Raw genomic sequence first — 23,834 nt, 5'->3', positions numbered from 1 at the left:
GAGAGAATTGTCTCTTCTCCCATCCTCTTTCAGCGTCCACCTCTACATCTTCCATAAGACGCTGGACAAGTATTGGGGAAAAGCACATCCTCCTGTCCGTCGTCTTATGCTGGTTTTTCTTTTTCAAGCATCATCCGTGTTTAGCAGTAAAATGCTGCACCTACGATGACCAATAGGATGAACAATACGACGATCAAGGCGAAGTTATTGCCGTAACGTCGTGGTCTGTGGCACCGTCTTCCTCCGTAAGGATAGCCTCCGTACATAAGCTCACCTCCTGTTGTTACATTCGTAGCCTATGCACGGAGGAGGGACTGTGTATGGTCATCTACCCACCTTCATCAAATCATGAAAGTCGGGGGAGAAAGTTTTGTGATTTTACTTTTTTGGTGCATGCTGTCCGATTGTTGCTCCTGATGATGTTCACACTGCTCCAGCTCTTCACACCAATGGTTCAACTGCTCGTTGCTGTATTGGTTGTGAGGCGGGTTGTGGGTCGAATGGGAAGGGTAATAAGGTCCGGAAATCCTTTGATTTGAATACATAACCATGCCTCCTTCGACCATATTATCCCCTCGGTTCCCTTAATTATCCTTGTCAACAATGCAACCTTTATAGTAAGCAGGGATATGGAGGGAAAGAAGCGAAAGTAGTACTTTACTAAAGTAGAGGGTTATAACATCCGCCTGAAGGGTAAAAAATGAGTATAAAGAAATGGAAAATTTGGCAGAGCACATTGGTGAAGTTGGATCAATGGCTGCCTTTGTACATATTTTGTATAATGATTGTACATTAGAAGTTCAGGAGAGAAGGTGGATGGTTATGAAGAAAATCGCCATAATCGGAGCGGGGCCTGGAGGCTTAGCCTCAGCAATGATTCTTGCAGCTAAAGGCTATGACGTTCATGTCTATGAAAAACAATCCTATGTGGGCGGAAGGAACGGACATTTTTCGCTCGGGGATTATACATTCGATATCGGCCCGACATTTTTGAGTATGCCTCAAATCATGGAGGAAATCTTCGAAATGTCCGGGCGGAATGTGCACGATTATATGGATTTGAAAGAACTTTCCCCCATGTATGAACTTCAATTTGATGGGAAAAGGGTCCCGATGTACCGGGAACGAGAAAAAATGCTTGATGTAATCTCAGAGCATTTCCCGGGCAATGAGGCAGGATACGGAAACTTTATGAATGACACAAGGGAAAAGATGCAGGCGCTCATGCCTCTTTTGCAAACCAAACATAATAAACTGACCGACTATATGAGTAAACGGGCCCTGAAAGCATTGCCTAAGCTTTCACTAGGGAAATCCGTTTATGACGTTCTTTCTGATTACTTTACAGATGAACGTCTTAAAGTCGCGTTCACTTTTCAGGCGAAGTACTTAGGCATGTCCCCTTGGGAATGTCCGGGAGCCTTTTCTATCCTCTCTTATATGGAACATGAGTGGGGAGTGTTTCACCCGATCGGAGGGGTCAATCAACTCTCAAAAGCGATGGCGAAAGTGACGGAGGAACACGGAGGACTGATTCATTTAAATGAAGGTGTACAAAAAATCAACGTATCAGGCAAAGAAATCACAGGTCTTGTGCTCGACTCGGGAGAGACGGTGAACGCTGATGAATACATCATCAATGCAGACTTCGCTGAAGCGATGACCCGTTTAGTCGATGACGGAGTCCTGCGCCGTCATTCCAAAGAAAAGCTCCAGAAGAAGAAGTTTTCATGCTCGACGTTCATGATCTATGTGGGGCTTGATAAATTGTACGACATGCCACACCATACCATCCTTTTTGCTGAGGATTACCAGAAGAATGTGAATGAAATGACGAAAGACCTCGTGTTGTCCGATGAGCCTTCCATCTATATCCATAACGCAAGTGTGACCGATCCCACGCTCGCACCAGAAGGGCATTCGGCCGTCTATATTTTAGCTCCTGTCCCGAACAATTATTCTGAAATCGACTGGGACGACAAACAGGAAACGTTCAAATCGTTGATCTATGACGAAATCGAGAAAAAGACTGGATTTACCGATATCCGCAGCCACGTTGTTGAAGAGAAAGTCCTCACACCGAAGCAGTGGCAAACCGATCATTTCGTACACCAGGGCGCGACGTTCAGTCTTGGCCACCAACTTTCCCAGATGATGTATTTCCGGCCGCACAACAGGTTCCAGGAGCTCGATCACTGCTGGCTCGTCGGTGGTGGAACCCACCCAGGAAGCGGGTTGCCGACCATTCTTGAATCAGCCAGGATAACGACAGGATGGATCAGGGAAGAGGAGGTGCAGCCGATATGATAAAAACGACGATTGTCGGGGGAGGCATCGGTGGGCTCGTCACAGCTCTCCTTTTATCCAACGATCCTGAGCGGAAGGTCTCGATTTATGAAAAGGAAGATGTGCTTGGAGGCAGACTTACTTACGAGCGACACGGAGAATTCAAGATCGACCAAGGTCCTACCATCGTTCTTTTGCCTGAAATGCTCCTAAGTATTTTAGAAGACGGTGGCATCCCAAGGGACCGTATTCCATTAATCCCTTGCGACCCTCTCTATCACATCCATTTTCCAGACGGGACGACGTTCAACAAATACTCCGATGCTGAAAAGCAAAAAGTGGAGTTGAAAGAGAAGTTCCCAGGCAACGAAATTCATTTCGACCGTTTTCTAAGTGACATGCGCACTCGTTTTTTGCAAGGGAAAGCTCAGTTCCTTGAAAAATCGTTTGTAGATAAACGAACCTTTTTTTCCCGTAAAAACTTGAAAACATTGATCAAGTTAAAAGCTTATCAGAACGTTAAGAAAATGATGCGCAGCTATTTCGATGATGAGCGTCTCGTGGAAGCCTACACGCTACAAACGTTGTACATCGGGGGTCATCCGGAACAATCGCCGGCCATGTATTCGCTCGTATCTTACAGTGAACATGAGCACGGCATCTGGTACATGAAAGGCGGCTATGCTCATCTTGTTGAGATCATAGAAGAAGAGTTGGAAAAAAGAGGAGTACAGATTTTCAAAGGAACTTCTGTAGACGGTGTGGAAACAAAGAAAGATAGAGCGACTTCCATAACAGCCGGAGGGGAAAAGGTCACATTTGATGAGCTGATTTTGAACGGGGATTTTCCTCTGATGGACAAAATCATGCCCGCGGAAAAGCAGCTCCAACGGAAATATACCCCTTCCTCAGGCTGTCTTCTGCTCTATATGGGACTTGATCGCACCTATGAAAATGACTCCATCCACCAGTTTTTCATGTCTCGTGACTTTGACCTTCATATGCGGCAAGTGTTTGTTGAAAAGCAATTGCCGGATGATCCGTCGTTTTACACCTTCCATCCATCCTTAGTGGATCCTTCTCTCGCTCCTGAAGGAAAAGGTGTACTCTATACTTTGATTCCTGTACCTACTGGAGAATCCGTCGACTGGGAGAAGAAAGATCAGTTGGTCGAAAGCGTCCTCGATGAAATGGAAGCGCGGGGATTTCCGGATTTAAGAAAACATATCGAATGGATGCACGTAAGGACACCAGAAGATGCCGAACGCGAAGGCTTATATGCTGGTGGCAGTTTTGGAATTGCGCCAACCCTTTTTCAATCCGGCGTGTTCCGCCCGCAACTGCAGCCGTATGCGCTTGGCAATGTGTACGCGGTCGGAGCTTCGATTCATCCCGGCGGTGGCGTACCGATTGTCATGCAAGGAGCAAAATTGTTGGCAGATTATTTGCAATATGAGGTCAAAGAAAGGCATAATTACAAGCGAGGTGTTTAGTGATGACGGACTTGAACCAAGCATACGATCATTGTCGCAAAGTAATCGAAAAGCATTCCAAAACGTTCTCCAAAGCATTCGCTATGCTGCCCAAACAGCAGAAAAGAGCGGTTTGGGCGATTTATGCCTTTTGCCGTCGCGTCGATGATATCGTAGATGAAGGACTTAACCCTAAAGCAGAACTAGAATCTTTTTCCCAACAATTCGATCAGTTCATGGAAGGGAAGCTCGAACTCACCGATCCTTCCTGGCTCGCGCTCGATGATGTCTTCAGACAGTTCTCTATCGACCCTGCGCCTTATTATGACATGATCAAAGGTCAACGCATGGATCTGTATCCCACTACCATCCGTACAAAAGAAGATTTATTAGATTATTGTTATCATGTCGCAAGTACCGTCGGTCTGATGCTTCTCCCTGTCATCGCTCCAGGGAAAGTCGGTGCTCTCCGCCAAGGAGCGATTGAACTCGGCTACGCCATGCAAATTACGAACATACTACGTGATATAGGCGAGGACATGGAAATTGACCGCATATACTTACCTCAGGATGTGATGGATCGTCATGGCTACACGTTTTTTGACCTGAAAGAGAAAAAGGTCAATCAAGCGTTCATTAGCATGTGGGAAGATTTGGCTTTGGATGCCGAAACCTACTATGACAAGGCGATGAAATCTTTACCTGATTATCCTTTATATTCACGCACACCAGTAGGAGGAGCCGCGAAAATGTACCGGGCTATCCTTCCGACTGTAAGAAAAAATGGCTATCAAGTGTTCAACCATCGCAATTACGTAACAGATCAAGAGAAGAAGCAGATCATTGCCGATATGCAGTGATGCTGCTTCTTCTTTTGCGCGCGAATCACGCCTTCAGCGCGTGATTCGCGCGCAAGACCGCTGGAACGCGCGCAAGACCGCTGGAACGCGCGCAAGACCGCTGGAACGCGCGCAAGACCGCTGGAACGCGCGCAAGACCGCTGGAACGCGCGCAAGACCGCTGGAACGCGCGCAAGACCGCTGGAACGCGCGCAAGACCGCTGGAACGCGCGCAAGACCGCTGGAACGCGCGCAAGACCGCTGGAACGCGCGCAAGACCGCTGGAACGCGCGTAAGAACCGCTCAACCGCGCGCAAGGACAAACATCATGTATATTCCTCTACATTCATGCGAATACTTGTAGCAACGATGAATCAGGAAAGGTAGAGTAGAATGGCAGAAAAATATTTAATTTATTACCAAGCTAAATCAGGTGTCGTGAAACAAGTCCCAGTCTTCGCTTCTCATAAAGAAAAAGCACGGGAAAGTCATTTGAAAAGCAACCCGCAAGCAAAAATCACACATATTCGTCTTCTATAATCCATTTTCTTATATAAAGGTAAGGCCGCGCCGGTACGGGCGCGGCCTTTTTTATGGAAAACCTATTGAATTCGAGATGTTAGGTTTCAATATTCTCGAATGTGGGAAAAGCGGTGAATACATTGCTTTATCGAAGTAAAGCGGATTTTAGCGAACAGAGGATGATGATATGAAAAAGAAAATGTACATCCTGGACGAATTATTGGACGGTTCTATTCAAGGACCTGATCAACAGGAAATTCATTCCGTGTCCTATGATTCAAGGGAGATCGAAGCCGGCGATGCATTTGTTTGCATTAAAGGAGAGCATCATGATGGTCATTTATTCATCAGGCAGGCAATCGAGGCGGGTGCCCAAACGATTGTCGGCACGGATCAAGGTGTGTTGGATCTTTTTGCAGCCAAACACCCCCAACTCAGCTTTGTATATGTGAGGGACAGTCGCTCTGCGCTTGCCGTATTGTCCTCCCATGTGTGTGGTTCTCCTTCAGAATCTTTACATACGATTGGAGTTACGGGTACGAATGGGAAAACGACCGTGGCATCTTTTACACATTCCATTTTAAACAGCCTTTCATTTCGGACAGGATCGCTCGGTACAGCAGGGATTTGGGATGACCGCGAGAAAACGGATTTCAAGCAGACCGTGCCGACGACTCCGGAAGCACCGGATATCCATAAAGTATTGGAATATTTTTGTGAGAAAAATATGCAAGCAGCCGTAATTGAATCCACATCGATCGCTCTTGAACAAAAAAGGTTAGAAACCATCCACTTCAATGTAGCGATCCACACCAATCTCACCCCGGAACATCTAGAATTCCATGAAACCATGGACGCCTACAAAGAGGCGAAAATGAAATTGTTTCAACAGGCGCATCAAGCAGTCATCAATGCTGATGATCTTTTAATGGCTGATGATCTCATCCAAACGTTTAAAGGTCCAGCGATTACGTACGGTATTCGTCAGCCTGCCGATCTTCAAGCCTCCTGCATCCATACGACCCGAACGGGAACCACTTTTGAAATGGATGCTTTCGGAACTAAATATACGGTCAGAGCTCCGGTGTTTGGAGAGTACAATGTATCGAATTTACTCGCGGCCATTGCCGCTTGTCATCAGGTGGGTTTTTCAATCGCCTCGATCCTTTCTGTCATCACTGATGTTCGTAAACCTGAAGGACGTTTTCAAATGGTCGATCAGGATGTCCCTTATCAAATCATTTTGGACTATGCCCATACCCCGGATGCATTGTCACACGTCTTAGAATCCGTCCAACACATTCCACATCGGCAATTGATCGTCATGATTACTGGAATTGGATTACGGGATCCTAAGAAACGGCCGCTCATGGCAAAGGTCGTCGAACATGTGGCGGATCAAATCATAGTCAGCGTCGACCAGCCGGGACATGCCGACCGAAAAGAAGTTGTCAATGATGTCTGTCGAGGATTCAATCACCCATCTTCCCCGCACATTTATACTCGTCTGCACCGAGAGGAAGGCATTCACTTGGCGCTTGATCTTGCAGAGGCAGGTGATGTGGTATTACTGACCGGTATTGGATTTGGAGGTTACCAAATCATTGGAGATGAAAAGGTTCCTTATTCTGAACTTCAAGTCATTGATTCCTACTTTGAAAACCAACCATTAATTAAAAATCCTGTATGAAACCTGGAGTCCTGACTCCAGGTTTTTTTGTTGTGTGAGCGCTTCGAGAGGCCTTGGAACTTTTGCGCTTTAAATGGAAGTAGAGTAAGAGTCCTATTGCAAAATTTGTCATCGACTGGTAAAATTTTATGAAAATTAACAATATTACCAAAAAGGGGATGATTTTCATGAAGTTGTACCTCTCCGTCGACATGGAGGGAATAACGGGAATACCTGATTACACCTTTGTTGATTCTTCGGAGCACAATTATGAACGTGCAAGGAGGATCATGACACAAGAAACGAACCATGTCATCGAAGCCGCCTTTCAAAACCATGCCGAAGAAGTATTGGTCAATGACAGCCATTCAAAGATGAACAATTTACTGATTGATGAGATTCATCCGGATGCCACACTGATTACAGGAAGTGTCAAACCGCTGTCGATGATGCAAGGGTTAGATGGATCTTATGCTGGAGCGATTTTTGTCGGGTACCATGCGAGGGCGGCTCAAAAAGGTGTGCTATCACACTCGATGAGCTTTGGAGTTCGCAATTTTTACATAAATGATGTTGCCGTGGGTGAACTTGGTTTTAATGCTTATGTAGCCGGTTATTATGGAGTCCCTGTTTTGATGGTGGCCGGAGATGACTGTGCAGCAATGGAAGCAGAAGCCTTGATTCCGAACATCGTTACAGCCCCGGTGAAAGAAACCATTTCTCGATCCGCGGTGAAGAGTTTGACACCGAAAAAGGCTGGTGAACTTTTGCAAAAACGCACGACGGAAGCGATACATAATCGAGACCGAATCGAACCGCTCGTACCACCAGAGCATCCAACTCTAAGGATTGAGTTTATGAATTATGGCCAGGCGGAATGGGCAAATCTCATGCCTGGTACGGAAATCGAACCGGATTCAACAACGGTAAGGTTTCAGGCCAAAAACATAGTGGAAGCATACCAAGCCATGCTTGTCATGACAGAGCTTGCCATGCAGACAACATCTAGCTAGGGGGAGTAGTCGTGGCGAAATACATATTGAAACGTTTCATTTACATGATTGTGACTGTTTTTATCATTGCAACGCTTACGTTTTTCTTAATGAATTTACTACCGGGTTCACCGTTCAACGAAGAGCGGACAACCAATGAAGCCGTACAGAGGAATTTAGAGGCCCACTATCACTTGGATGAACCGTTAGTTGTGCAATATGCTTTGTATTTGAAATCCATTGTGACGCTGGATTTCGGCCCTTCGATCAAACAACCAACAGAGACGGTCAATACTTTATTAGGCCGAGGCTTTCCAATATCCGCTGAGTTAGGGATATGGACGATCCTCATTGCGTTAATATCTGGTGTTGCCCTCGGTGTTTTTGCAGCATTGAAGCACAATGGAGTGATTGATTACATAGCGATGACCATCGCCGTACTCGGGATATCGATTCCTAACTTTGTATTAGCTACCCTGTTGATCCAACAGTTAGCCGTCAACTTGGGCGTCCTTCCGGCTGCGACTTGGAGCAGTCCCCAACATATGGTGCTCCCGATCATTGCGCTTGCCACCGGTCCAATGGCAATTATCGCCCGTTTGACCAGGTCGAGCATGCTTGAAACGTTAACACAGGATTACATAAAGACCGCACGAGCCAAAGGGTTATCACCAGCCAAAATTATTGTGAAGCACGCCTTGAAGAATGCACTCATGCCGGTGGTCACCATTTTAGGTACCTTACTTGCAGGGGTCTTGACAGGTACGTTCGTCATTGAAAAGATCTTCGCAATCCCCGGCATGGGTAAGTATTTCGTTGAAGGGATCAACCAGCGGGATTACCCGGTCATTATGGGAACCACCGTTTTTTACAGTGCTTTCCTCGTACTGATGTTGTTCCTGGTGGATATCGCTTACGGAATTCTCGATCCTAGAATCAAGCTGCATAAAGAAGGGGGCAAGTAAAGTGATTCCAGCGAAGAAACAGAATGAAGAAACGCCTCATTCTTCCATTCCCGACGAATGGTTTAAACCGAAAGAGAAAAACACCGAAGATGCGGAATCCGTTGTTCGTCCTTCTCTTTCCTATTGGGAAGATGCCTGGAGGAGACTCCGTCAGAATAAACTGGCCATGTCAGGTCTGATTTTTCTAATCGTCTTAGGGGTCATGGCTGTCATCGGACCATGGATTTCCCCACACGATGTGGATACTCAAAACCTGCCAAATCAAAACCAGGCCCCGTCCTTTACCCATTGGTTCGGTACAGATGAATTAGGACGGGATGTATTCACAAGAACATGGTACGGGGCTAGAATCTCCTTGTTTGTGGGACTGATGGCTGCTTTGATCGACTTTTTCATAGGGGTCGCTTATGGAGGACTGTCTGGTTATAAAGGTGGTCGCACGGATAATATCATGATGCGGATCATCGAAATTCTTTATGGACTGCCCTACCTTCTCGTTGTCATCCTGCTGCTCGTAGTCATGGGACCAAGCCTCTTGACCATTATCATAGCTTTAACCGTTACCGGTTGGGTTGGTATGGCACGAATTGTCAGAGGACAGGTATTGCAGTTGAAACACAATGAATTTGTCATGGCTTCCCAGTCTTTCGGCGCGAAAACGAAGCGGATCATTCAAAAGAATCTGCTGCCGAATACGATGGGGCCGATTATCGTACAAATGACGCTCACTGTGCCAACAGCCATATTCGCCGAAGCTTTTTTAAGCTTTTTGGGATTAGGCATTCAATCTCCCTATGCAAGCTGGGGAATGATGGCCAATGATGCGCTGGGTGTCATTTTATCAGGCGACTGGTGGCGTCTTTTCTTCCCTGCCTTTTTTATTTCAGCCACCATGTTCGCATTTAACGTTCTTGGAGATGGTCTCCAGGATGCGCTTGATCCTAAGCTTAGGAGGTAAACATCAATGGAAAAAATCTTGGACATCCGTGACCTGCATGTGTCTTTCAAAACCTTCGGGGGAGAGGTACAGGCCGTGCGCGGCGTGAATTTAGAACTATATCGCGGGGAAACCCTTGCCATTGTCGGGGAGTCCGGTTGTGGAAAGAGTGTCACGGCGAACAGTATCATGCGCCTCATTCCAACACCTCCAGGTGAAATCAAGGACGGATCCATTCTTTTCAAGGGGCGGGATATGACTCAGCTTTCGGACAAGGAAGTAAGGAAAATCCGCGGGGTGGACATATCGATGATTTTCCAGGATCCCATGACGGCCTTGAATCCAACCTTGACCGTTGGGGACCAGTTGACAGAGGGGCTTCGCCAACACCGCTCCATTTCTAGGAAAGAAGCAGATAAGCAGGCGATGGAAATGCTTACCCTTGTCGGAATCCCCAACCCTATCGAACGTATGAAACAGTACCCTCACGAATTCAGTGGCGGCATGCGCCAGCGAATCGTGATTGCGATGGCACTGATCTGTGATCCTGAACTTTTGATTGCCGATGAACCGACAACTGCTTTAGATGTCACCATCCAGGCTCAGATCCTTCAGCTGTTTCAAAAAATACAGAAACAGACCGGTGTTTCCATTATCCTCATCACGCATGATTTAGGGGTTGTCGCTAAAATAGCCAATCGCATTGCGGTCATGTATGCCGGAAAAGTCATCGAAACAGGGACAAGGAAAGAAATCTTTTACACGCCGCAGCATCCTTATACCAGGGGTCTGCTTCACTCTGTACCCCGTTTGGACCAAAAAGGAGAAAAATTGATACCGATTGACGGAACACCTCCGGATTTGTTTTCGCCACCGGAAGGATGTCCATTTGCTGCAAGGTGTCCAATGGCCATGGAAGTTTGTACAAAGGTTTACCCGTTTCATTCGGAGTTGAGCAGGACACATGACGTGGACTGTTGGCTGCAGGATGAGCGAGCAAAAAAATATATGGCATCAACTTATTAAACATATAGAGAGGAGAACGAACATGAAAAAATGGTGGACAATTTTATTGGGGGTTCTACTTGTATTTGTATTAGCCGCATGTACAGCTTCTGAAAGTGCAGGAGAAAATGATGAGGGTGGTTCTGAAGGAGAAAGTGATTCTGGAACCAAAACGCTTTTGCTGAATAACGGAGAGGAGCCGACATCCTTCGATCCATCTCAAGGATTTGATGCGGTTTCCTGGAATGCGTTAAACAATTTGATGGAGGGTCTGACGCGTCTTGGTAAAGACCACACGCCAGAACCGGCAACCGCTGAGAAATGGGAAATCTCTGAAGATGGGAAGGAATATACGTTCTTCATCCGTGACAATGCCAAATGGTCGAACGGAGATGACGTGACAGCCGGAGACTACGAGTTTGCGTGGAAACGTCTTCTTGATCCTGAAACGGCGTCACCAGCAGCATTCCTTGGTTATTTCATTGAAGGTGGAGAAGCCTTCAACAATGGAGAAGGTTCTGCTGATGATGTGATGGTGGAAGCGGTGAATGACAAAGAGTTGAAAGTTACCTTGAGTGCACCGACAGGATATTTCTTGAATATCATATCAAACCCTGCGTTTTTCCCAATCAATGAGTCTGTAGCTACAGAAAATCCAGAGTGGTTTGCTGAAGCTGACAGCTTTGTAGGAAACGGTCCATTCGCATTGGCAGAATGGAAGCACGACAGTGAAATGCTTATGAAGAAGAATGAAGAGTATTGGGATAAAGAGACGGTGAAGCTTGATGAAGTTCACTGGGCGATGGTGAATGATACCAATACGGAATACCAAATGTATGAGAGCGGGGAGCTTGATACTTCCAATATTCCGTCTGATATGGCTGAGCAGCTGTTAGATAGTGAAGAAGTATCGATCCAGGAACAGGCAGGTACGGCCTTCTACCGTTTTAATGTAAACGAAGAGCCTTTCCAGAACAAGAAGATAAGAAAAGCTCTTGCTATGAGTGTGAATCAGCAGGAAATCGTTGATTATGTGACGAAAAATAAAGAAGAACCCGCGTATGGATTTGTCTCTTATGGTTTTGAAAGTCCATCTGGGGAAGATTTCCGTGAACACAATGGAAAGCTTGTAGAACCGAATGTAGAAGAAGCCAAGCAATTGCTTGAAGAAGGAATGGAGGAGGAAGGGTATGACGAACTTCCAGCCATCACCCTTTCCTACAACACGAGCGAGGACAATAAGAAAATTGCAGAAGCCATCCAACAAATGTTCAAAGAAAATCTTGGCGTAGAAGTGACGTTGGAGAATGCGGAATGGAACGTCTTCCTTGAAGCACAAAAAGCATTGGAACACCAACTTTCCAGAAGTTCTTTCTTAGCTGACTATGCTGATCCAATCAATTTCCTTGAGAGCTTCACGACGGATTCTTCGATGAACCGTACAGGTTGGTCCAATGAGGAATACGATCAGCTGATTGCCGATGCTAAAAATGAAGCGGATGAAGAAAAGCGTTGGGAATTGATGTACGAAGCAGAGAAAGTGCTATTTGAAGAGATGCCGATTTTCCCTGTTCATTTCTATAACCAGGTCGTTCTTGAGAAAGACAGCGTGTCGGATATCGTTCGTCACCCTGTCGGTTACCTTGAGTTGAAGTGGGCAGACAAACAATAGATTTTCTTTGAAAAGAGGCGATTCTTTCGCCTCTTTTCCTTCATTGGAGGAATGATGATGATGAAGCCGGAAAGGTTGAACCAGGGGGATACCGTTGGGGTCATAGCCCCGGCAAGTCCCCCGGATCTTAAAAATTTAGACAAAGGCCTTTCTTTTCTGGAAAGCTTAGGCTTGAAAGTGAAACTGGGAGATCATGTAAAGGAAAAACATGGCTATCTAGCAGGAAATGATGAAGAAAGATTGGAAGACTTCCATCAGATGTTTCAAGACCCTGACGTTGCTGCCATCTTTTGTGCTGGCGGGGGATACGGAACAGGAAGAATTGTTTCAACCATTGATTACGCAACAGTAAAAGCAAACCCTAAAATTTTTTGGGGCTATAGTGATATCACATGTTTACATACCGCTATTCGTCAGGAAACAGGACTGGTTACTTTTCATGGACCTATGCTTTGTTCGGATAATGGCAAAGAAGACTTTGATACGGAATCAGAAAAAATGTTTCAGCAGCTGTTGGAGCCTGAGGTGATCCATTACGACGAGCGTCTTTCTCCGTTAGAGGTCATTGCAGAAGGGGAAGCATCAGGTGAAGTGGTGGGTGGAAATCTTTCTTTACTAGTAAATGGAATGGGCACGCCATACGAGATTGATACAAAGGGGAAATTGCTGCTCATGGAAGATGTCGGAGAGCAACCCTACCGTTTGGATTCCTTTTTCAATCAATTGAAGCTTGCAGGCAAACTTGAAGATGCGGCTGGGATCATTCTTGGAGACTTTAGTGGATCGGAAACAGAAGATGGCTTAACTTTGTCACAGGTTTTCGAAGACTATTTTTCTCAATTGAATAAGCCTGTGATCGCGGGGTTTAAAATGGGGCATTGTCTGCCCCATTACAGTATTCCGTTTGGAACAGACGCCGTGTTATCTAGTCACAAGAAATCCTTGATGATACAACCAGGAGTCTACTAAAGAAAGGTGGAGGATCATGAGAATTCAGTCGATTGAAACGTATCCGGTGGCGATTCCTTTACATACCCCATTCAAAACCGCTTTACGTACGGTGACTGTTGCGGAGTCCATTTACGTGAAAGTGACAGGTGAGGATGGGACCATAGGGTGGGGAGAAGCTCCGCCAACAGTTGTGATTACGGGAGAGAGTTTAACAAGTATTGATCATACGATAAAGAAAATCATCACTCCTGTTTTGCTCGGAAAGGATATCACATACAGAGAGGATCTTTTCAAGAGGCTGCAGGACTGCTGCATTGGGAATACAAGTGCCAAAGCGGCTGTGGATATAGCTTTACATGACCTCTTAGGAAAAATCTATCATCTCCCCGTCTATCAATTGCTGGGCGGATCGAAGAGCGAGTTGGAAACCGATTATACGGTCAGTGTGAACGACCCGGAAGAAATGGCGGAAGACGCTGCCCGTTATGTCAGGAACGGATTCAAGATCTTAAAGGTAAAAGTAGGAAAAGATACGATTGAAAAAGATATCGAACGAATTCAGACCATTCATACACGAGCAGGTGAGGGGGTTCGGATCAGACTCGATGCCAATCAAGGATGGTCCCCGAAAGAAGCCATTTATGCGATCCGTAAAATGGAAGACCATCATCTCCCTATAGAATTGGTGGAACAGCCAGTCCATGCCAAAAACATAGAAGGGATGAAACAAGTCACCGATCATACCTACACACCGATCATGGCTGATGAGAGTGTTTTCAGTCCCACAGACGCAAGGAGGATCTTGGAGACAAGGAGCGCCGATTTGATCAATATCAAACTGATGAAATCCGGTGGTATCCACCAAGCCGTAAAAATCAACCATCTGGCTGAAGCGTATGGAGTGGAATGCATGGTCGGCAGTATGATTGAAACAAAACTCGGAATTACGGCAGCCGCTCATTTTGCAGCAAGTCAAAACAATGTTACAAGGGTAGACTTTGACGCGCCATTGATGCTTACGGATGACCCGATTGATGGCGGAGTCCAGTATAACAAATCCACGCTTACGTTTCCGGAAGGTTTCGGTTTGGGGCTGATCAACGTCAACACCGAACAGACCGTAAACATATAAGTACATGTCTATAGAAGGAGGTCAACACGTTGACATATAAAAATGAAACCATTGAAAAGAGAGTCATACGCGTTCCTGTAGCGACACTTTGGACAGCACCGGATTCTCCCAGGGAACTGGATCAAACGTCACTTACATCATCAGCTTCTATGAGAGACTGGCTGAAGGTCCTGAATGACGATCAAAAACGCGAACTGTGTGATGAGAACCTTGTTCAATCCCAACTTCTGTTAGGCGAAGAAGTTTGGGTAGACGAGTGGCTGGATGACTGGGCAAAAGTTGTGGTTCCCTCCCAGCCTTCCAAGAAAGACAAGCGAGGTTACCCTGGGTTTATACCGGTAAGTCAGCTAGTCGAAATAAGGGAAGACGAATGGTATACAAACAAACAGGCGGTTGTACATAAAAAGCAAGCATGGCTTTCTAATGGTGCAGAGGAACCGCTCATGGAAGTGAGTTATTTAACGGCCCTCCCTGTCCTGGAGGAAAACGATACCTATGTAAAAGTCCTTTATCCAGATGGGGTTGGATATTTGGTTTCAGAAGATGTGGCGGTCCAAACGAAAGAGGAAAGAAAGGCAAAAGGAAGTGGAGAAGATCTCATCCGGTCAGGAGAAGCTTTTGTCGGCCTTCCCTATTTTTGGGGAGGGATGAGTGCTTTCGGATACGACTGCTCCGGCTTTGCTTACAATATGCATAAAGCTTTTCATTACGAAATTCCAAGAGACGCCACAGACCAGGCGAAAAGTGGAGAGCACGTAGCCTTGGATGATCTTCGTGTGGGGGATCTTCTGTTTTTTGCTTTCGAAGAAGGACAAGGAAACATCCACCACGTCGGCTTTTACTATGGAGACAACAAGATGCTTCATTCACCGAACGTTGGAAAGAGCATTGAAATCATTGATTTGGAAGGAACCGTATACGAAAAAGAATTATGTGCCGCAAGAAGATATTGGAGCGAGATGGAGGAAACCTCATGAGCCTACATAAGACACTTGAAGTGAAAAACCTTAAAAAGCATTTCAAGATGGGAAAAGGAAAATCATTGAAAGCTGTCGATGGCGTCAGTTTTGACTTGTACAAAGGAGAGACACTCGGGCTTGTCGGAGAGTCCGGTTGTGGGAAGTCGACGACGGGGCGCACAATCATGAACCTTTATGAAAAAACAAGTGGAGAAGTCCTTTTCGAAGGGAAAAGCGTTCATGAGCGTACACCGAAAGAACAATTCCTTTTGAAGCGACAAATGCAAATGATCTTTCAAGATCCTTATGCATCGCTAAACCCACGTTCAACCGTAGCCGAGATCATACTAGAACCAATGGAAATCCACGATCTCTTTACCTCCAATAAAGAGAGGATGGAACGTGTTTACGAGCTGCTTGAAGAAGTTGGTTTGAATCGGGATCATGCCAACCGTTATCCTCATGAATTCAGTGGGGGGCAGCGTCAGAGGATTGGTATCGCGAGGGCTCTGGCACTCGACCCGGAAATCATTATTGCAGATGAGCCGATTTCTGCCTTGGATGTATCTGTACAAGCACAGGTGGTTAACTTATTGGAGCGGCTCCAAGAAGAAAAAGGCCTGACGTATTTGTTCATCGCCCATGACCTTTCTATGGTCCAGCATATTTCGGATCGGATCGGTGTCATGTACCTCGGTCATTTGGTCGAGTTAACCAGCAGTGACCAGCTGTATGATACTCCTCTCCATCCCTATACCCAGGCTCTTCTTTCAGCGATACCTATACCGGACCCGGATATTGAAGATGAAAGGGAACAAGTCATTATCGAGGGAGAAATTCCAAGTCCGATCGACCCTCCCAGTGGTTGTGTATTCCGGACACGCTGTCCTTTTGCAATGGATGTGTGCAGTGAGAAAGCCCCTGCATGGCAGGAGGCAGCAGAAGGCCACCAAGTCGCTTGTCACTTGTATGATGATAAAGTGGTCGACCCTTCTGAAAGAAAAAAAGAGGAAAGAGCAAATGAAAGTGACTATTCGTTAATACCGTAAGCGTGCCTTTACATGAGGCATGCTTTTCTTTGCTTAGGAAACTATAATATTTGGTTGGGAATCCCACATACTTAATAAGTCACATCCGGATCCAACGCTCATGGCGCTTGCGTCTTGGCTCTTAAAACATTAGAAACGTAAAACTCCAGGCGCTGAAATAAGGGAAGCGTCCTTTTATTTAGATACCCCATATGGTAAGATGGTGAAATCAAATGAGTAGTTAGCGGGTGATGACATGAACCAAACCATAAAAATAGGAGTCAAAGAAAATATCCTTTCGTTTTCGCTCTTGGTCCTCATCAATTTCTTTGTAGGTTCCATGGTTGGCTTGGAGCGCACGATCTTGCCGACCATTGGGGAAGAAGTTTATGGGTTAGCTTCTACAAGTGCCGCGCTGTCTTTTATCGTCAGCTTTGGATTCTCAAAAGCGATCATGAACTTTTTCGCCGGAAGCATGGCGGACCGGTGGGGGAGAAAACGCGTGCTATTAGGTGGTTGGGCCATCGGTATGGTCGTACCCCTGTTTGTCATATTCGCAGAGGCGTGGTGGATGATCGTTGTTGCTAACATTTTCCTTGGAATCAATCAGGCCCTGACATGGTCGATGACGGTCAATATGAAGGTGGATCTCGCTAAACCTGAACAAAGAGGTTTGGCGGTCGGGTTCAATGAATTCGCTGGATATATGGGTGTCGCCGTCATGGCCGCTATTTCCGGTTACGTAGCTTCTCGTTATTCGCTTGCACCTGAACCTTTTTATATCGGCATCGTACTCGTCATCCTAGGGTTTTTCTTATCATGTTTTGCTGAAGATACGAACAAGCATGTACAAAGCCAGGTGAAGAAGAGTACGACTGCAGATTTATCTACAAAGGAAGTCTTCAAGCAAACGACATGGAAAAATAAAAACCTATCCAGCAGCAGTCTGGCTGGTCTCACGACGAACTTAAAAGATGGCATGGCGTGGGGATTGTTTCCTATATTCCTGAGTGCTGGGGGTCTGAGTGTCGGCCAAGTAGGGACAGTTGTCGCGCTTTACCCGGCGGCCTGGGGGTTCTTTCAATTGTTCACAGGCATATGGAGTGACAGAATCGGCAGGAAGAAACTGATTGTTTCAGGAATGCTGCTTCAAGGCCTTTCCCTATGGTTTATGCTCATCTTCCAAACGTATTCCATGTGGTTGGCGGGAGCCTTTTTATTGGGGCTCGGTACGGCGTTGGTCTATCCCACCATCCTTGCCTCGATCAGTGATGTCGCACGACCGGAATGGAGAGCGACTTCAATGGGCGTCTATCGTTTTTGGCGTGACAGCGGATATGCGTTCGGTGCCATTCTCGCCGGCGTGTTTGCGGATGTCTTTTCTGTACACTGGGCGATTGGGATCGTCGGGGCGCTGCCGCTTTTATCTGGCATTCATTCGCTGGTCAGAATGGATGAAACCCTATCAATAGATGATTAAAAAAAGAGGAAAGCATAGCTGTTGGGCTATGCCTTCCTCTTTTTATTTCTTACGGTCGTGCAGACGATCTTCTTCTTCCGTTTCCAGCATTCCATAATCGCCGTTCATCGCTTGTTCGTCCTGGTCGACCCCAAGGTCATTGGTCAAGGGGTTCATCGGACGCTTTTCTTCTTTGCGCGGTTTATTGCGTTTGTTCTTCTCCATTCCGGACACCTCCCTTTTTAGCTTGGCTGAAAAAGGGAGGAGTATGCAGGAGGTTATTCGATTTGGACTAGTTTTCCAAGTATTTCGTTAGCAACGTTTTGTCCGCTCAGCACGACCATCGGAGATCCGCCTCCAGGGTGTGTACTTCCCCCACAGAACCAAAGACCATCAAGGTCCTGGGATTTGTTAAAAGGTCTCATGAACGCCTGCGACCTGCTGTTGGAGGACGGTCCATACAACGATCCGCGAAAGGCACCAAAATGGCTTTCAATGTCTGCGGGATCCCATACTCTTTCGACCTGGATATGATCTTTGATAGGAACGCCGGCATCCTGGAGTCGATCATAGATGTGGTTTTTGTACGCCTGCTTATCGTACCCGTCGTTTTGTTTGAGCGCGGGAGCATTGACAAGAATGAAACAGTTGTCCCCTTGAGTCGAAACGGAATAATCGGATTTAGAAGACGTACAAATGTAAATCGTCGGATCGTCCGCGTAATAGCCGTTTTTTAACACGTTGAATTCCTTTTTGTAATCGCTTGAAAAAAACAAATGGTGGTGCTTCAAACGAGGAATTTTCGTATCAAGTCCGGCCATGATGACAAAGGCTGAGATCGAAGGGTCGTAGCCTTTCAATTTTCGGTTGGTCATCGTGCGTCTCGCTTCTGAATCAATCAATTCTGGAACAGCCTGGAGGAGATCGCCATTCATGATCACATGGTCCGCCTCGAAGCGGTCGCCATCATCCGTTTCCACCCCTGTCACTTGTTGATTTTCGTGAAGGATACGGGTTACTTTTGTTCCACTGTACAAGGAAACCCCGATGTTTTCCGCAGCTTTCACAAACCGGTCCGCAATCCTCGTGTTGCCCCCGCGGACAAAATAAACCCCATCATTCCACTCAAGATGAGCGATCATACTGAACGTGGCAGGTGCCTGATAAGGATTGGAACCGATGTATGTAGAATACCGGTTCAATGACTGGACGATCTTAGGATTTGAAAAATACCGCCTGAAAAAATGATCCATCGATTCGAGAGGACGTACCTTCGTCATGCTTTTGGCGAGGGAGGGGGAGAGGTAGTCGCTCCAACCATTGAAGGTCCTGTGTAAAAAGTGTTTTTGGGACAGATTGTATAAGCGTTCGATTTCTACAAGAAAATCCTCATACATGACGTGCCCTTTAGGATCAAAGTTTTTCAGCTGCTGTTTCATATAGGTTTGGTCTGTGGAAAAATCAAACGTGGTCCCGTCATGAAATTCATTTCTCGTGTGTGTGACGATTTTCGCAAAAGGAAGCTCCTCCTTCGGATCGAGACCTCCCTGCCGGATGACGTCCCGAAACACTTCAGGCATCGTAATCGTATTGGGTCCAAAATCAAAATGAAATCCACCTTCATCGACGCTCATCATTTTTCCGCCAAAGTGATCGTTTTTTTCAAACAGTCTTACATCAGCTCCGTGCTTAGCGAGAGTGACGGCAGCCGATAAGCCGCCGAGACCTCCCCCGATGATAGCCACTTTCATTGATAGAACCTCCCTTTCCATTGGTATTTTTCTCCTCGTTTATGGACGAACATTGACGCCATCATGATTGCAATCAACAACACGACTGCAATGGGCAGAAGGAAGGAAAGCCATAACGGATGTCCTGTCCGGGCGTCCACATACATCTTGAACGCAACTGTCAAAAGGTAGGGGAGGAAAAAGGCGGGATTTCCGGTGACAAGCCCGACGACCATGAATAGGGCGGGAAATAAGAAAACGACCGCATAGAATAAGGTCAAGAACACCACCATGCCTGCCGATCGTCCGATCCCTGTGTATAGATTCTTTTTGAAGCCTGCCCATGTCTCTTGACCAGAATCGTACATGTAGGAAAGAACGGATTCCGTAATGTTTGCAAGGATCATCTTGTACCCGTGTTTTTTTACTTCTCTGGCAATATGTACGTCTTCTACAAGAGAGCCTTTGACTGATGCGTGTCCCCCAATTGCCTCGTAAACGTTTTTTTCGATCATGATGAAAATTCCGCAGGCAGCCGTGAACATCGGCTTGGTCGTCCGGTTGGCGACAAATAGAGGGAGATGGAGCAGGACGACCATATGCTGTAGCGGTACGAGCATATGACTGAGGAAATTGGCATTGGGATAATTCGGGAATCCGCTCAGCATACCAGCTTTTTTCTGCTGCATCATAGCAAGCGTTTGTTGAATGACACCAGGGGCGACACGCGCATCAGCATCAAGGAATAAAAAATATTCCCCGTTGGCTGCTAGCGAAAGCTGGTGACAAGCATGAACTTTTCCGTTCCAGCCTTCAGGAAGTTCTTTTCCCTGAATGACGGTAAAACGTTCATCCCCTGAGACCTGTTCGTTAAGTCTGTCGAACGTGCCATCTTCCGAATGATCATCAAGCAGGATGACTTCCAATTCGGGATAAGTAAGCGAACGCAAAGATCGGATCAATCCTTTTACATTGTCAGCTTCATTTCTTAAAGGCACGAGTAATGAAACGGATGGCTTTGCTTCAAGCTCCCTTTTTGCAGACAAAGGGTAAAGGAAGAGGCTGTTGAAAATGGTCCACACATTCAGAACGATTGTGATGATTAAAAGAATGAAAAATATCAGTGACATGGATTTTCCTCCTTTTCATTACAATTTTTTATAGCAATGAAGATTTTCATGGATGATGTCTTGTCGTAATTCATCCAGCTGTTCTGTAGCCTTTTTCTCAAAATACCGGGTCATTTCATTTCTTGGGAGTGAAACGTACTCCTGTTTGGGGAGAGGTTCTCCTAGTCGTATGTACGCATTCGGTTTTTTCGTATGCTCAAGCGCATAGTATAAGGAAACAGGAACGACCTTGATGTCCGGACACTTCTGGGTGAGGTAACTGATGCCTGAAAAAAATTCCAGCGGTCTTTTCTCAAGGGGCTGTTCATTCCCTTGAGGGAAGATCCACACCGTTCTGCCCTCTTCAAGCAGTTGCTTGCTGTAACGTAAGGATTGCATGAGGTGGCGGCGGTCCTCACCGTTCACTGAATAAGCACCGATCCTCCGGAAAAAAGGAAAACGGCGGATACCCTCTTCATGCATCATGCCATAACCGTCGGATTGAACAAGACGATCATTGATATAAAAGATAAAAAGCGGGTCCCACCATGTTGAATGATTGATAAGAAACAGCGTCTTTTCATCAGGAACCGACTCCGGGTGCTGAATTCGGATGTCATTGAAATGGTAGTTTAAAAACTTACGATTGAATCGGGTGAACCCCCACTCAATCCATGCTGTTTTACGTGCGGGTTGAAACATTTGATCTCCTCCAAAAGTACAAGCCATACCACAACAGTGTAAGAGCACTCACGAACACAATCGCCCCATACAACCGGCCGGTGAACGCGATACAGAGAAACAGGAATATGATGAGCCCGAACGTCAGAACCATCCTTTGCGGCCAAGGATGAACGTTTTTATCTTCCAAATCCCTATGAATGAACAGGAAAATCAAATGAAACAGTGCAGCCAAAACAAACCATCCAAAGAAGTTGGAAAACGGAATATCATAATAGAAGCCAGGGTCTTCCCAAATCCAATATTCCTTCACTTTGAAAGAAACCGGATCGAGTATAAGATCCATGGTCACCGCTGCAAGCGCACCTGTGACAACAAAAATGAACCGGCTGGCCCAACGACTCCATCCCTGTGACAACACGCGGGCCAGTTCATGAGAACAGCCGATGATCAAAAGCCAAGCGAATCCGATCGTAATCGGTGTGTCTGCAATCTTTAATCCGAAGTTTTCTGTGTAATGGTAGGCTCCGAATAAGAAATTATATTTCACTCCCAAATGTTCCACATAGATACTGACAACAATGATGATCAGGCTGTAGATGATTCCACGCCAAACGCCGTACATCTTCATAAAATAGATCCCTGCGACGACCCCGGCGGTAATCAAAAAAACACTGTTCGCCCATTCGAGCCAAGGAGGAAGCCAGTCAAACGTTACTAGAAATACGCCGCATATGTACCAAAAAATAAAAAAACGGAAAATATAAGTTGCCATAGGACACCTCTTTCACTCTACGATCTTCGAAACTTATGTATAAAATCATCATACCTCATCCGAAAGTAAAATAAACGAAAAAAGCCCTATGAGCGATCCATAGGGCTTGGTGTATTATTGATGAGCAAGTCTTCCTCTTCTAAGTGGAAATTTGATCCCTTGTTTTTTGATTATTGGTACGACCCAGCGGTCTAATCCATAGCGTCCAGCATTGGCCCCGGCAACAAGGATGAAGATGGTGAGCAGAACCATTTGCGGGTTGGTGCTGACTGTTCCGCTGAATAAGAAAGCGAAGTTCATGAGAATGCCACCGAAAGCAGCTACGTTCGTGAATAATCCTAAGATAAGTGCAATGCCTACGAGAACTTCTCCCCACATGACGATGAAAGCGAAAAACTCATGGTTTGGTAAAGCGAATTGTTCCAGGAAGACCGCCCACCAACCTTGGACAGCGGGGTGCGCGCCTTCGGCCTTCGCAATCGCTCCATTTAGAAAACCACTGACTTCAAAACCGCCCGTAATCTTTCCGGTGCCAGCAGTCAACCAGGCATACCCTAAGTACACGCGTAAGACGGTCAGGATCATAGCAACGATCTTGTTGTTTCTTAACAGTTCATTCAACATGAAACTCACTCCTTATAATAGTTTGTTCACCATTTCACATGATGTTTTGTAAGAAGGTCTCTTTCTTACAATTCAAGTATAAACGTAGAAGGAAAGGATATCCATACTCTGTTCAACACTTCACAATCTGTTCAATTTTTTATGGCAGAATTGTGAAAAGACTCGTGTTTCTGTTTCTATTTCAGGGAAGGATAAAATATACAACGAATGTGAAACAACCAAAGCAAACGCTTTAAATATTTGCTATGATAGAGAGGAAAGAGGGGTGGAACATAGATGGAGATTATCATGTTTTTTGTCAGTCTAATTGTACTACTAGGACTCATAGGATTAACGATTTTTGATAACGGATGATACTTAATGATGGTAAGCGTCCGGGGAAGGAGCCATAACAGGTTCTCTCCCCGGACGCTTTTTTATGTTTTTAATATACTCGCCTACCTCCTTACAAACGAGCCATATCCATAAAAAATAGTTAGCGAATGACACCTTTTTCTCTTTTCTTTCGATTATAGAAGTGAGAGGAGGTGAAGCAGATGGCCGTAAATACTTTGAAAGTAGACAGTCGCTTGCAGCTTGTCTTTTCAACAGGAACAGATGAAGACGGAAACATGATTCTTAAGCGTAAGTCCTTCAACAACATCAAAACAGATGCCACAGATGAACAATTGCATGAAGTATCCGTCGCTCTATCCCCGTTGCAGCAGCACATCCTTGTCGATATCGCCCGTGATGACCGCTCAGTTTTGACTGAATCATAATGTAGAAATGGAGGAGAATAAATGAAAAAGCTGGAGCTGAAATTCTTGAATGATGAAGGGAAAACAGTCACCATCAGCCTGGACGACCCTGTAGAACCTGTCGATCCTGCACAGGTCAATGCAGCGATGGACGCCATTCTCGCCCAGGGCTGCTTCTATTCCAATGGGGGAGACCTTGTGGAGAAGAAGGAAGCACGTATCGTCGAACGCAACGTCTTTGAGATCTCATTCTAAAAACGAGAGAGCCGCTAACCATCATTAGCGGC

The 23,834-nt window shown here is 45.9% G+C and carries 25 protein-coding genes; 17 read left to right on the top strand and 8 right to left on the bottom strand.

The features are described from left to right. Positions 1-140: 140 nt before the first annotated feature. Complete coding sequence (locus GLV98_RS05495; RefSeq protein ID WP_160912811.1) at positions 141-266, bottom strand: YjcZ family sporulation protein; 126 nt, start codon at positions 264-266, stop codon at positions 141-143. A 75-nt stretch (positions 267-341) separates the two neighbouring features. Beyond that, positions 342-545, bottom strand: a complete 204-nt coding sequence (locus GLV98_RS05490; protein ID WP_160912808.1) for a hypothetical protein — start codon at positions 543-545, stop codon at positions 342-344. A gap of 277 nt (positions 546-822) precedes the next feature. On the opposite strand from GLV98_RS05490, the gene GLV98_RS05485 reads away from it, so the two are divergent. The 15 genes from GLV98_RS05485 to GLV98_RS05420 all read left to right on the top strand — a co-directional run bounded on the left by GLV98_RS05485 (position 823) and on the right by GLV98_RS05420 (position 17,909). Beyond that, entirely contained in the window at positions 823-2,307 is a 1,485-nt protein-coding gene (locus GLV98_RS05485) for a phytoene desaturase family protein (RefSeq protein ID WP_160912995.1), read from the top strand. Then, the gene (locus tag GLV98_RS05480; protein WP_160912806.1) at positions 2,304-3,779 is read left to right on the top strand and encodes a phytoene desaturase family protein; all 1,476 of its coding nucleotides are present in this window, start codon (positions 2,304-2,306) and stop codon (positions 3,777-3,779) included. Before GLV98_RS05485 ends, GLV98_RS05480 begins: the two co-directional genes overlap by 4 nt. A 2-nt stretch (positions 3,780-3,781) precedes the next feature. After that, a complete protein-coding gene (locus GLV98_RS05475) occupies positions 3,782-4,618 on the top strand; it encodes a phytoene/squalene synthase family protein (RefSeq protein ID WP_160912804.1) in 837 nt (278 codons plus the stop codon). A gap of 372 nt (positions 4,619-4,990) precedes the next feature. Further along, positions 4,991-5,137 carry a hypothetical protein gene (locus GLV98_RS19950; protein ID WP_202409894.1) on the top strand — a complete coding sequence of 49 codons (147 nt, stop codon included), beginning with the start codon at positions 4,991-4,993 and terminating at the stop codon, positions 5,135-5,137. Between the two features lie 169 nt (positions 5,138-5,306). Next, positions 5,307-6,809, top strand: a complete 1,503-nt coding sequence (locus tag GLV98_RS05470; RefSeq protein WP_160912802.1) for a UDP-N-acetylmuramoyl-L-alanyl-D-glutamate--2,6-diaminopimelate ligase — start codon at positions 5,307-5,309, stop codon at positions 6,807-6,809. Between the two features lie 167 nt (positions 6,810-6,976). Further along, entirely contained in the window at positions 6,977-7,801 is an 825-nt protein-coding gene (locus GLV98_RS05465) for a M55 family metallopeptidase (RefSeq protein ID WP_160912800.1), read from the top strand. A gap of 11 nt (positions 7,802-7,812) precedes the next feature. Then, positions 7,813-8,745, top strand: coding sequence for an ABC transporter permease subunit (locus tag GLV98_RS05460; protein WP_160912797.1), 933 nt, complete (start codon positions 7,813-7,815; stop codon positions 8,743-8,745). Between the two features lies 1 nt (position 8,746). Next, on the top strand, positions 8,747-9,703 hold the full coding sequence (locus GLV98_RS05455) for an ABC transporter permease (RefSeq protein WP_394219000.1): 957 nt from the start codon (positions 8,747-8,749) through the stop codon (positions 9,701-9,703). A 6-nt stretch (positions 9,704-9,709) separates the two neighbouring features. Then, positions 9,710-10,708 carry an ABC transporter ATP-binding protein gene (locus GLV98_RS05450; protein ID WP_160912795.1) on the top strand — a complete coding sequence of 333 codons (999 nt, stop codon included), beginning with the start codon at positions 9,710-9,712 and terminating at the stop codon, positions 10,706-10,708. Positions 10,709-10,730: 22 nt separating this feature from the next. Then, the gene (locus GLV98_RS05445; protein WP_160912793.1) at positions 10,731-12,359 is read left to right on the top strand and encodes a peptide ABC transporter substrate-binding protein; all 1,629 of its coding nucleotides are present in this window, start codon (positions 10,731-10,733) and stop codon (positions 12,357-12,359) included. A gap of 54 nt (positions 12,360-12,413) precedes the next feature. After that, complete coding sequence (locus GLV98_RS05440) at positions 12,414-13,328, top strand: S66 peptidase family protein (protein WP_160912991.1); 915 nt, start codon at positions 12,414-12,416, stop codon at positions 13,326-13,328. 16 nt (positions 13,329-13,344) lie between these two features. After that, positions 13,345-14,442, top strand: coding sequence for a dipeptide epimerase (locus tag GLV98_RS05435; RefSeq protein ID WP_160912791.1), 1,098 nt, complete (start codon positions 13,345-13,347; stop codon positions 14,440-14,442). Positions 14,443-14,471: 29 nt separating this feature from the next. Then, positions 14,472-15,419 (top strand): C40 family peptidase, encoded by a 948-nt coding sequence (locus GLV98_RS05430; RefSeq protein WP_237417031.1) that lies wholly within the window; start codon positions 14,472-14,474, stop codon positions 15,417-15,419. Then, positions 15,416-16,450 carry an ABC transporter ATP-binding protein gene (locus tag GLV98_RS05425; protein ID WP_160912789.1) on the top strand — a complete coding sequence of 345 codons (1,035 nt, stop codon included), beginning with the start codon at positions 15,416-15,418 and terminating at the stop codon, positions 16,448-16,450. Before GLV98_RS05430 ends, GLV98_RS05425 begins: the two co-directional genes overlap by 4 nt. A gap of 235 nt (positions 16,451-16,685) precedes the next feature. Then, positions 16,686-17,909 (top strand): MFS transporter, encoded by a 1,224-nt coding sequence (locus GLV98_RS05420; protein ID WP_160912787.1) that lies wholly within the window; start codon positions 16,686-16,688, stop codon positions 17,907-17,909. A gap of 42 nt (positions 17,910-17,951) precedes the next feature. Here GLV98_RS05420 and GLV98_RS05415 read toward each other — a convergent pair whose 3' ends face one another. The 6 genes from GLV98_RS05415 to GLV98_RS05390 all read right to left on the bottom strand — a co-directional run bounded on the left by GLV98_RS05415 (position 17,952) and on the right by GLV98_RS05390 (position 22,807). Next, positions 17,952-18,113, bottom strand: a complete 162-nt coding sequence (locus GLV98_RS05415; RefSeq protein WP_160912785.1) for a DUF4021 domain-containing protein — start codon at positions 18,111-18,113, stop codon at positions 17,952-17,954. Between the two features lie 53 nt (positions 18,114-18,166). Next, positions 18,167-19,639, bottom strand: coding sequence for a phytoene desaturase family protein (locus tag GLV98_RS05410; RefSeq protein WP_160912782.1), 1,473 nt, complete (start codon positions 19,637-19,639; stop codon positions 18,167-18,169). Further along, positions 19,636-20,748 (bottom strand): glycosyltransferase, encoded by a 1,113-nt coding sequence (locus GLV98_RS05405; RefSeq protein WP_160912780.1) that lies wholly within the window; start codon positions 20,746-20,748, stop codon positions 19,636-19,638. Before GLV98_RS05405 ends, GLV98_RS05410 begins: the two co-directional genes overlap by 4 nt. Positions 20,749-20,766: 18 nt before the next feature. Continuing rightward, a complete protein-coding gene (locus tag GLV98_RS05400) occupies positions 20,767-21,429 on the bottom strand; it encodes a lysophospholipid acyltransferase family protein (protein WP_160912778.1) in 663 nt (220 codons plus the stop codon). After that, the gene (locus GLV98_RS05395; RefSeq protein WP_160912775.1) at positions 21,410-22,183 is read right to left on the bottom strand and encodes a carotenoid biosynthesis protein; all 774 of its coding nucleotides are present in this window, start codon (positions 22,181-22,183) and stop codon (positions 21,410-21,412) included. Before GLV98_RS05395 ends, GLV98_RS05400 begins: the two co-directional genes overlap by 20 nt. Positions 22,184-22,297: 114 nt before the next feature. Next, positions 22,298-22,807, bottom strand: a complete 510-nt coding sequence (locus tag GLV98_RS05390; protein WP_160912773.1) for a DoxX family protein — start codon at positions 22,805-22,807, stop codon at positions 22,298-22,300. Between the two features lie 536 nt (positions 22,808-23,343). On the opposite strand from GLV98_RS05390, the gene GLV98_RS05385 reads away from it, so the two are divergent. Together GLV98_RS05385 and GLV98_RS05380 are read left to right on the top strand one after the other, a co-directional pair. After that, positions 23,344-23,568: a DUF1659 domain-containing protein gene (locus GLV98_RS05385; RefSeq protein ID WP_089654759.1), complete on the top strand. Its 225-nt coding sequence runs from the start codon at positions 23,344-23,346 to the stop codon at positions 23,566-23,568. 21 nt (positions 23,569-23,589) lie between these two features. Beyond that, complete coding sequence (locus GLV98_RS05380) at positions 23,590-23,802, top strand: DUF2922 domain-containing protein (RefSeq protein ID WP_160912771.1); 213 nt, start codon at positions 23,590-23,592, stop codon at positions 23,800-23,802. Positions 23,803-23,834: the final 32 nt, after the last annotated feature.

The organism is Halobacillus litoralis (assembly GCF_009856415.1).
GTDB classification, from domain to species: Bacteria; Bacillota; Bacilli; order Bacillales; family Halobacillaceae; genus Halobacillus; species Halobacillus litoralis_C.
The sequence above is the reverse complement of the archived record's forward strand: the minus strand, read 5'-3'. Positions and strand labels throughout refer to the sequence as shown.

Bases quoted from the DNA above. Each gene is read 5' to 3' on its own strand.
- GLV98_RS05495 (WP_160912811.1), bottom strand. From the start codon at position 266: ATGTACGGAGGCTATCCTTACGGAGGAAGACGGTGCCACAGACCACGA.
- GLV98_RS05490 (WP_160912808.1), bottom strand. From the start codon at position 545: ATGTATTCAAATCAAAGGATTTCCGGACCTTATTACCCTTCCCATTCG.
- GLV98_RS05485 (WP_160912995.1), top strand. From the start codon at position 823: ATGAAGAAAATCGCCATAATCGGAGCGGGGCCTGGAGGCTTAGCCTCA.
- GLV98_RS05480 (WP_160912806.1), top strand. From the start codon at position 2,304: ATGATAAAAACGACGATTGTCGGGGGAGGCATCGGTGGGCTCGTCACA.
- GLV98_RS05475 (WP_160912804.1), top strand. From the start codon at position 3,782: ATGACGGACTTGAACCAAGCATACGATCATTGTCGCAAAGTAATCGAA.
- GLV98_RS19950 (WP_202409894.1), top strand. From the start codon at position 4,991: ATGGCAGAAAAATATTTAATTTATTACCAAGCTAAATCAGGTGTCGTG.
- GLV98_RS05470 (WP_160912802.1), top strand. From the start codon at position 5,307: ATGAAAAAGAAAATGTACATCCTGGACGAATTATTGGACGGTTCTATT.
- GLV98_RS05465 (WP_160912800.1), top strand. From the start codon at position 6,977: ATGAAGTTGTACCTCTCCGTCGACATGGAGGGAATAACGGGAATACCT.
- GLV98_RS05450 (WP_160912795.1), top strand. From the start codon at position 9,710: ATGGAAAAAATCTTGGACATCCGTGACCTGCATGTGTCTTTCAAAACC.
- GLV98_RS05445 (WP_160912793.1), top strand. From the start codon at position 10,731: ATGAAAAAATGGTGGACAATTTTATTGGGGGTTCTACTTGTATTTGTA.
- GLV98_RS05440 (WP_160912991.1), top strand. From the start codon at position 12,414: ATGATGATGAAGCCGGAAAGGTTGAACCAGGGGGATACCGTTGGGGTC.
- GLV98_RS05435 (WP_160912791.1), top strand. From the start codon at position 13,345: ATGAGAATTCAGTCGATTGAAACGTATCCGGTGGCGATTCCTTTACAT.
- GLV98_RS05425 (WP_160912789.1), top strand. From the start codon at position 15,416: ATGAGCCTACATAAGACACTTGAAGTGAAAAACCTTAAAAAGCATTTC.
- GLV98_RS05420 (WP_160912787.1), top strand. From the start codon at position 16,686: ATGAACCAAACCATAAAAATAGGAGTCAAAGAAAATATCCTTTCGTTT.
- GLV98_RS05415 (WP_160912785.1), bottom strand. From the start codon at position 18,113: ATGGAGAAGAACAAACGCAATAAACCGCGCAAAGAAGAAAAGCGTCCG.
- GLV98_RS05410 (WP_160912782.1), bottom strand. From the start codon at position 19,639: ATGAAAGTGGCTATCATCGGGGGAGGTCTCGGCGGCTTATCGGCTGCC.
- GLV98_RS05405 (WP_160912780.1), bottom strand. From the start codon at position 20,748: ATGTCACTGATATTTTTCATTCTTTTAATCATCACAATCGTTCTGAAT.
- GLV98_RS05400 (WP_160912778.1), bottom strand. From the start codon at position 21,429: ATGTTTCAACCCGCACGTAAAACAGCATGGATTGAGTGGGGGTTCACC.
- GLV98_RS05395 (WP_160912775.1), bottom strand. From the start codon at position 22,183: ATGGCAACTTATATTTTCCGTTTTTTTATTTTTTGGTACATATGCGGC.
- GLV98_RS05390 (WP_160912773.1), bottom strand. From the start codon at position 22,807: ATGTTGAATGAACTGTTAAGAAACAACAAGATCGTTGCTATGATCCTG.
- GLV98_RS05385 (WP_089654759.1), top strand. From the start codon at position 23,344: ATGGCCGTAAATACTTTGAAAGTAGACAGTCGCTTGCAGCTTGTCTTT.
- GLV98_RS05380 (WP_160912771.1), top strand. From the start codon at position 23,590: ATGAAAAAGCTGGAGCTGAAATTCTTGAATGATGAAGGGAAAACAGTC.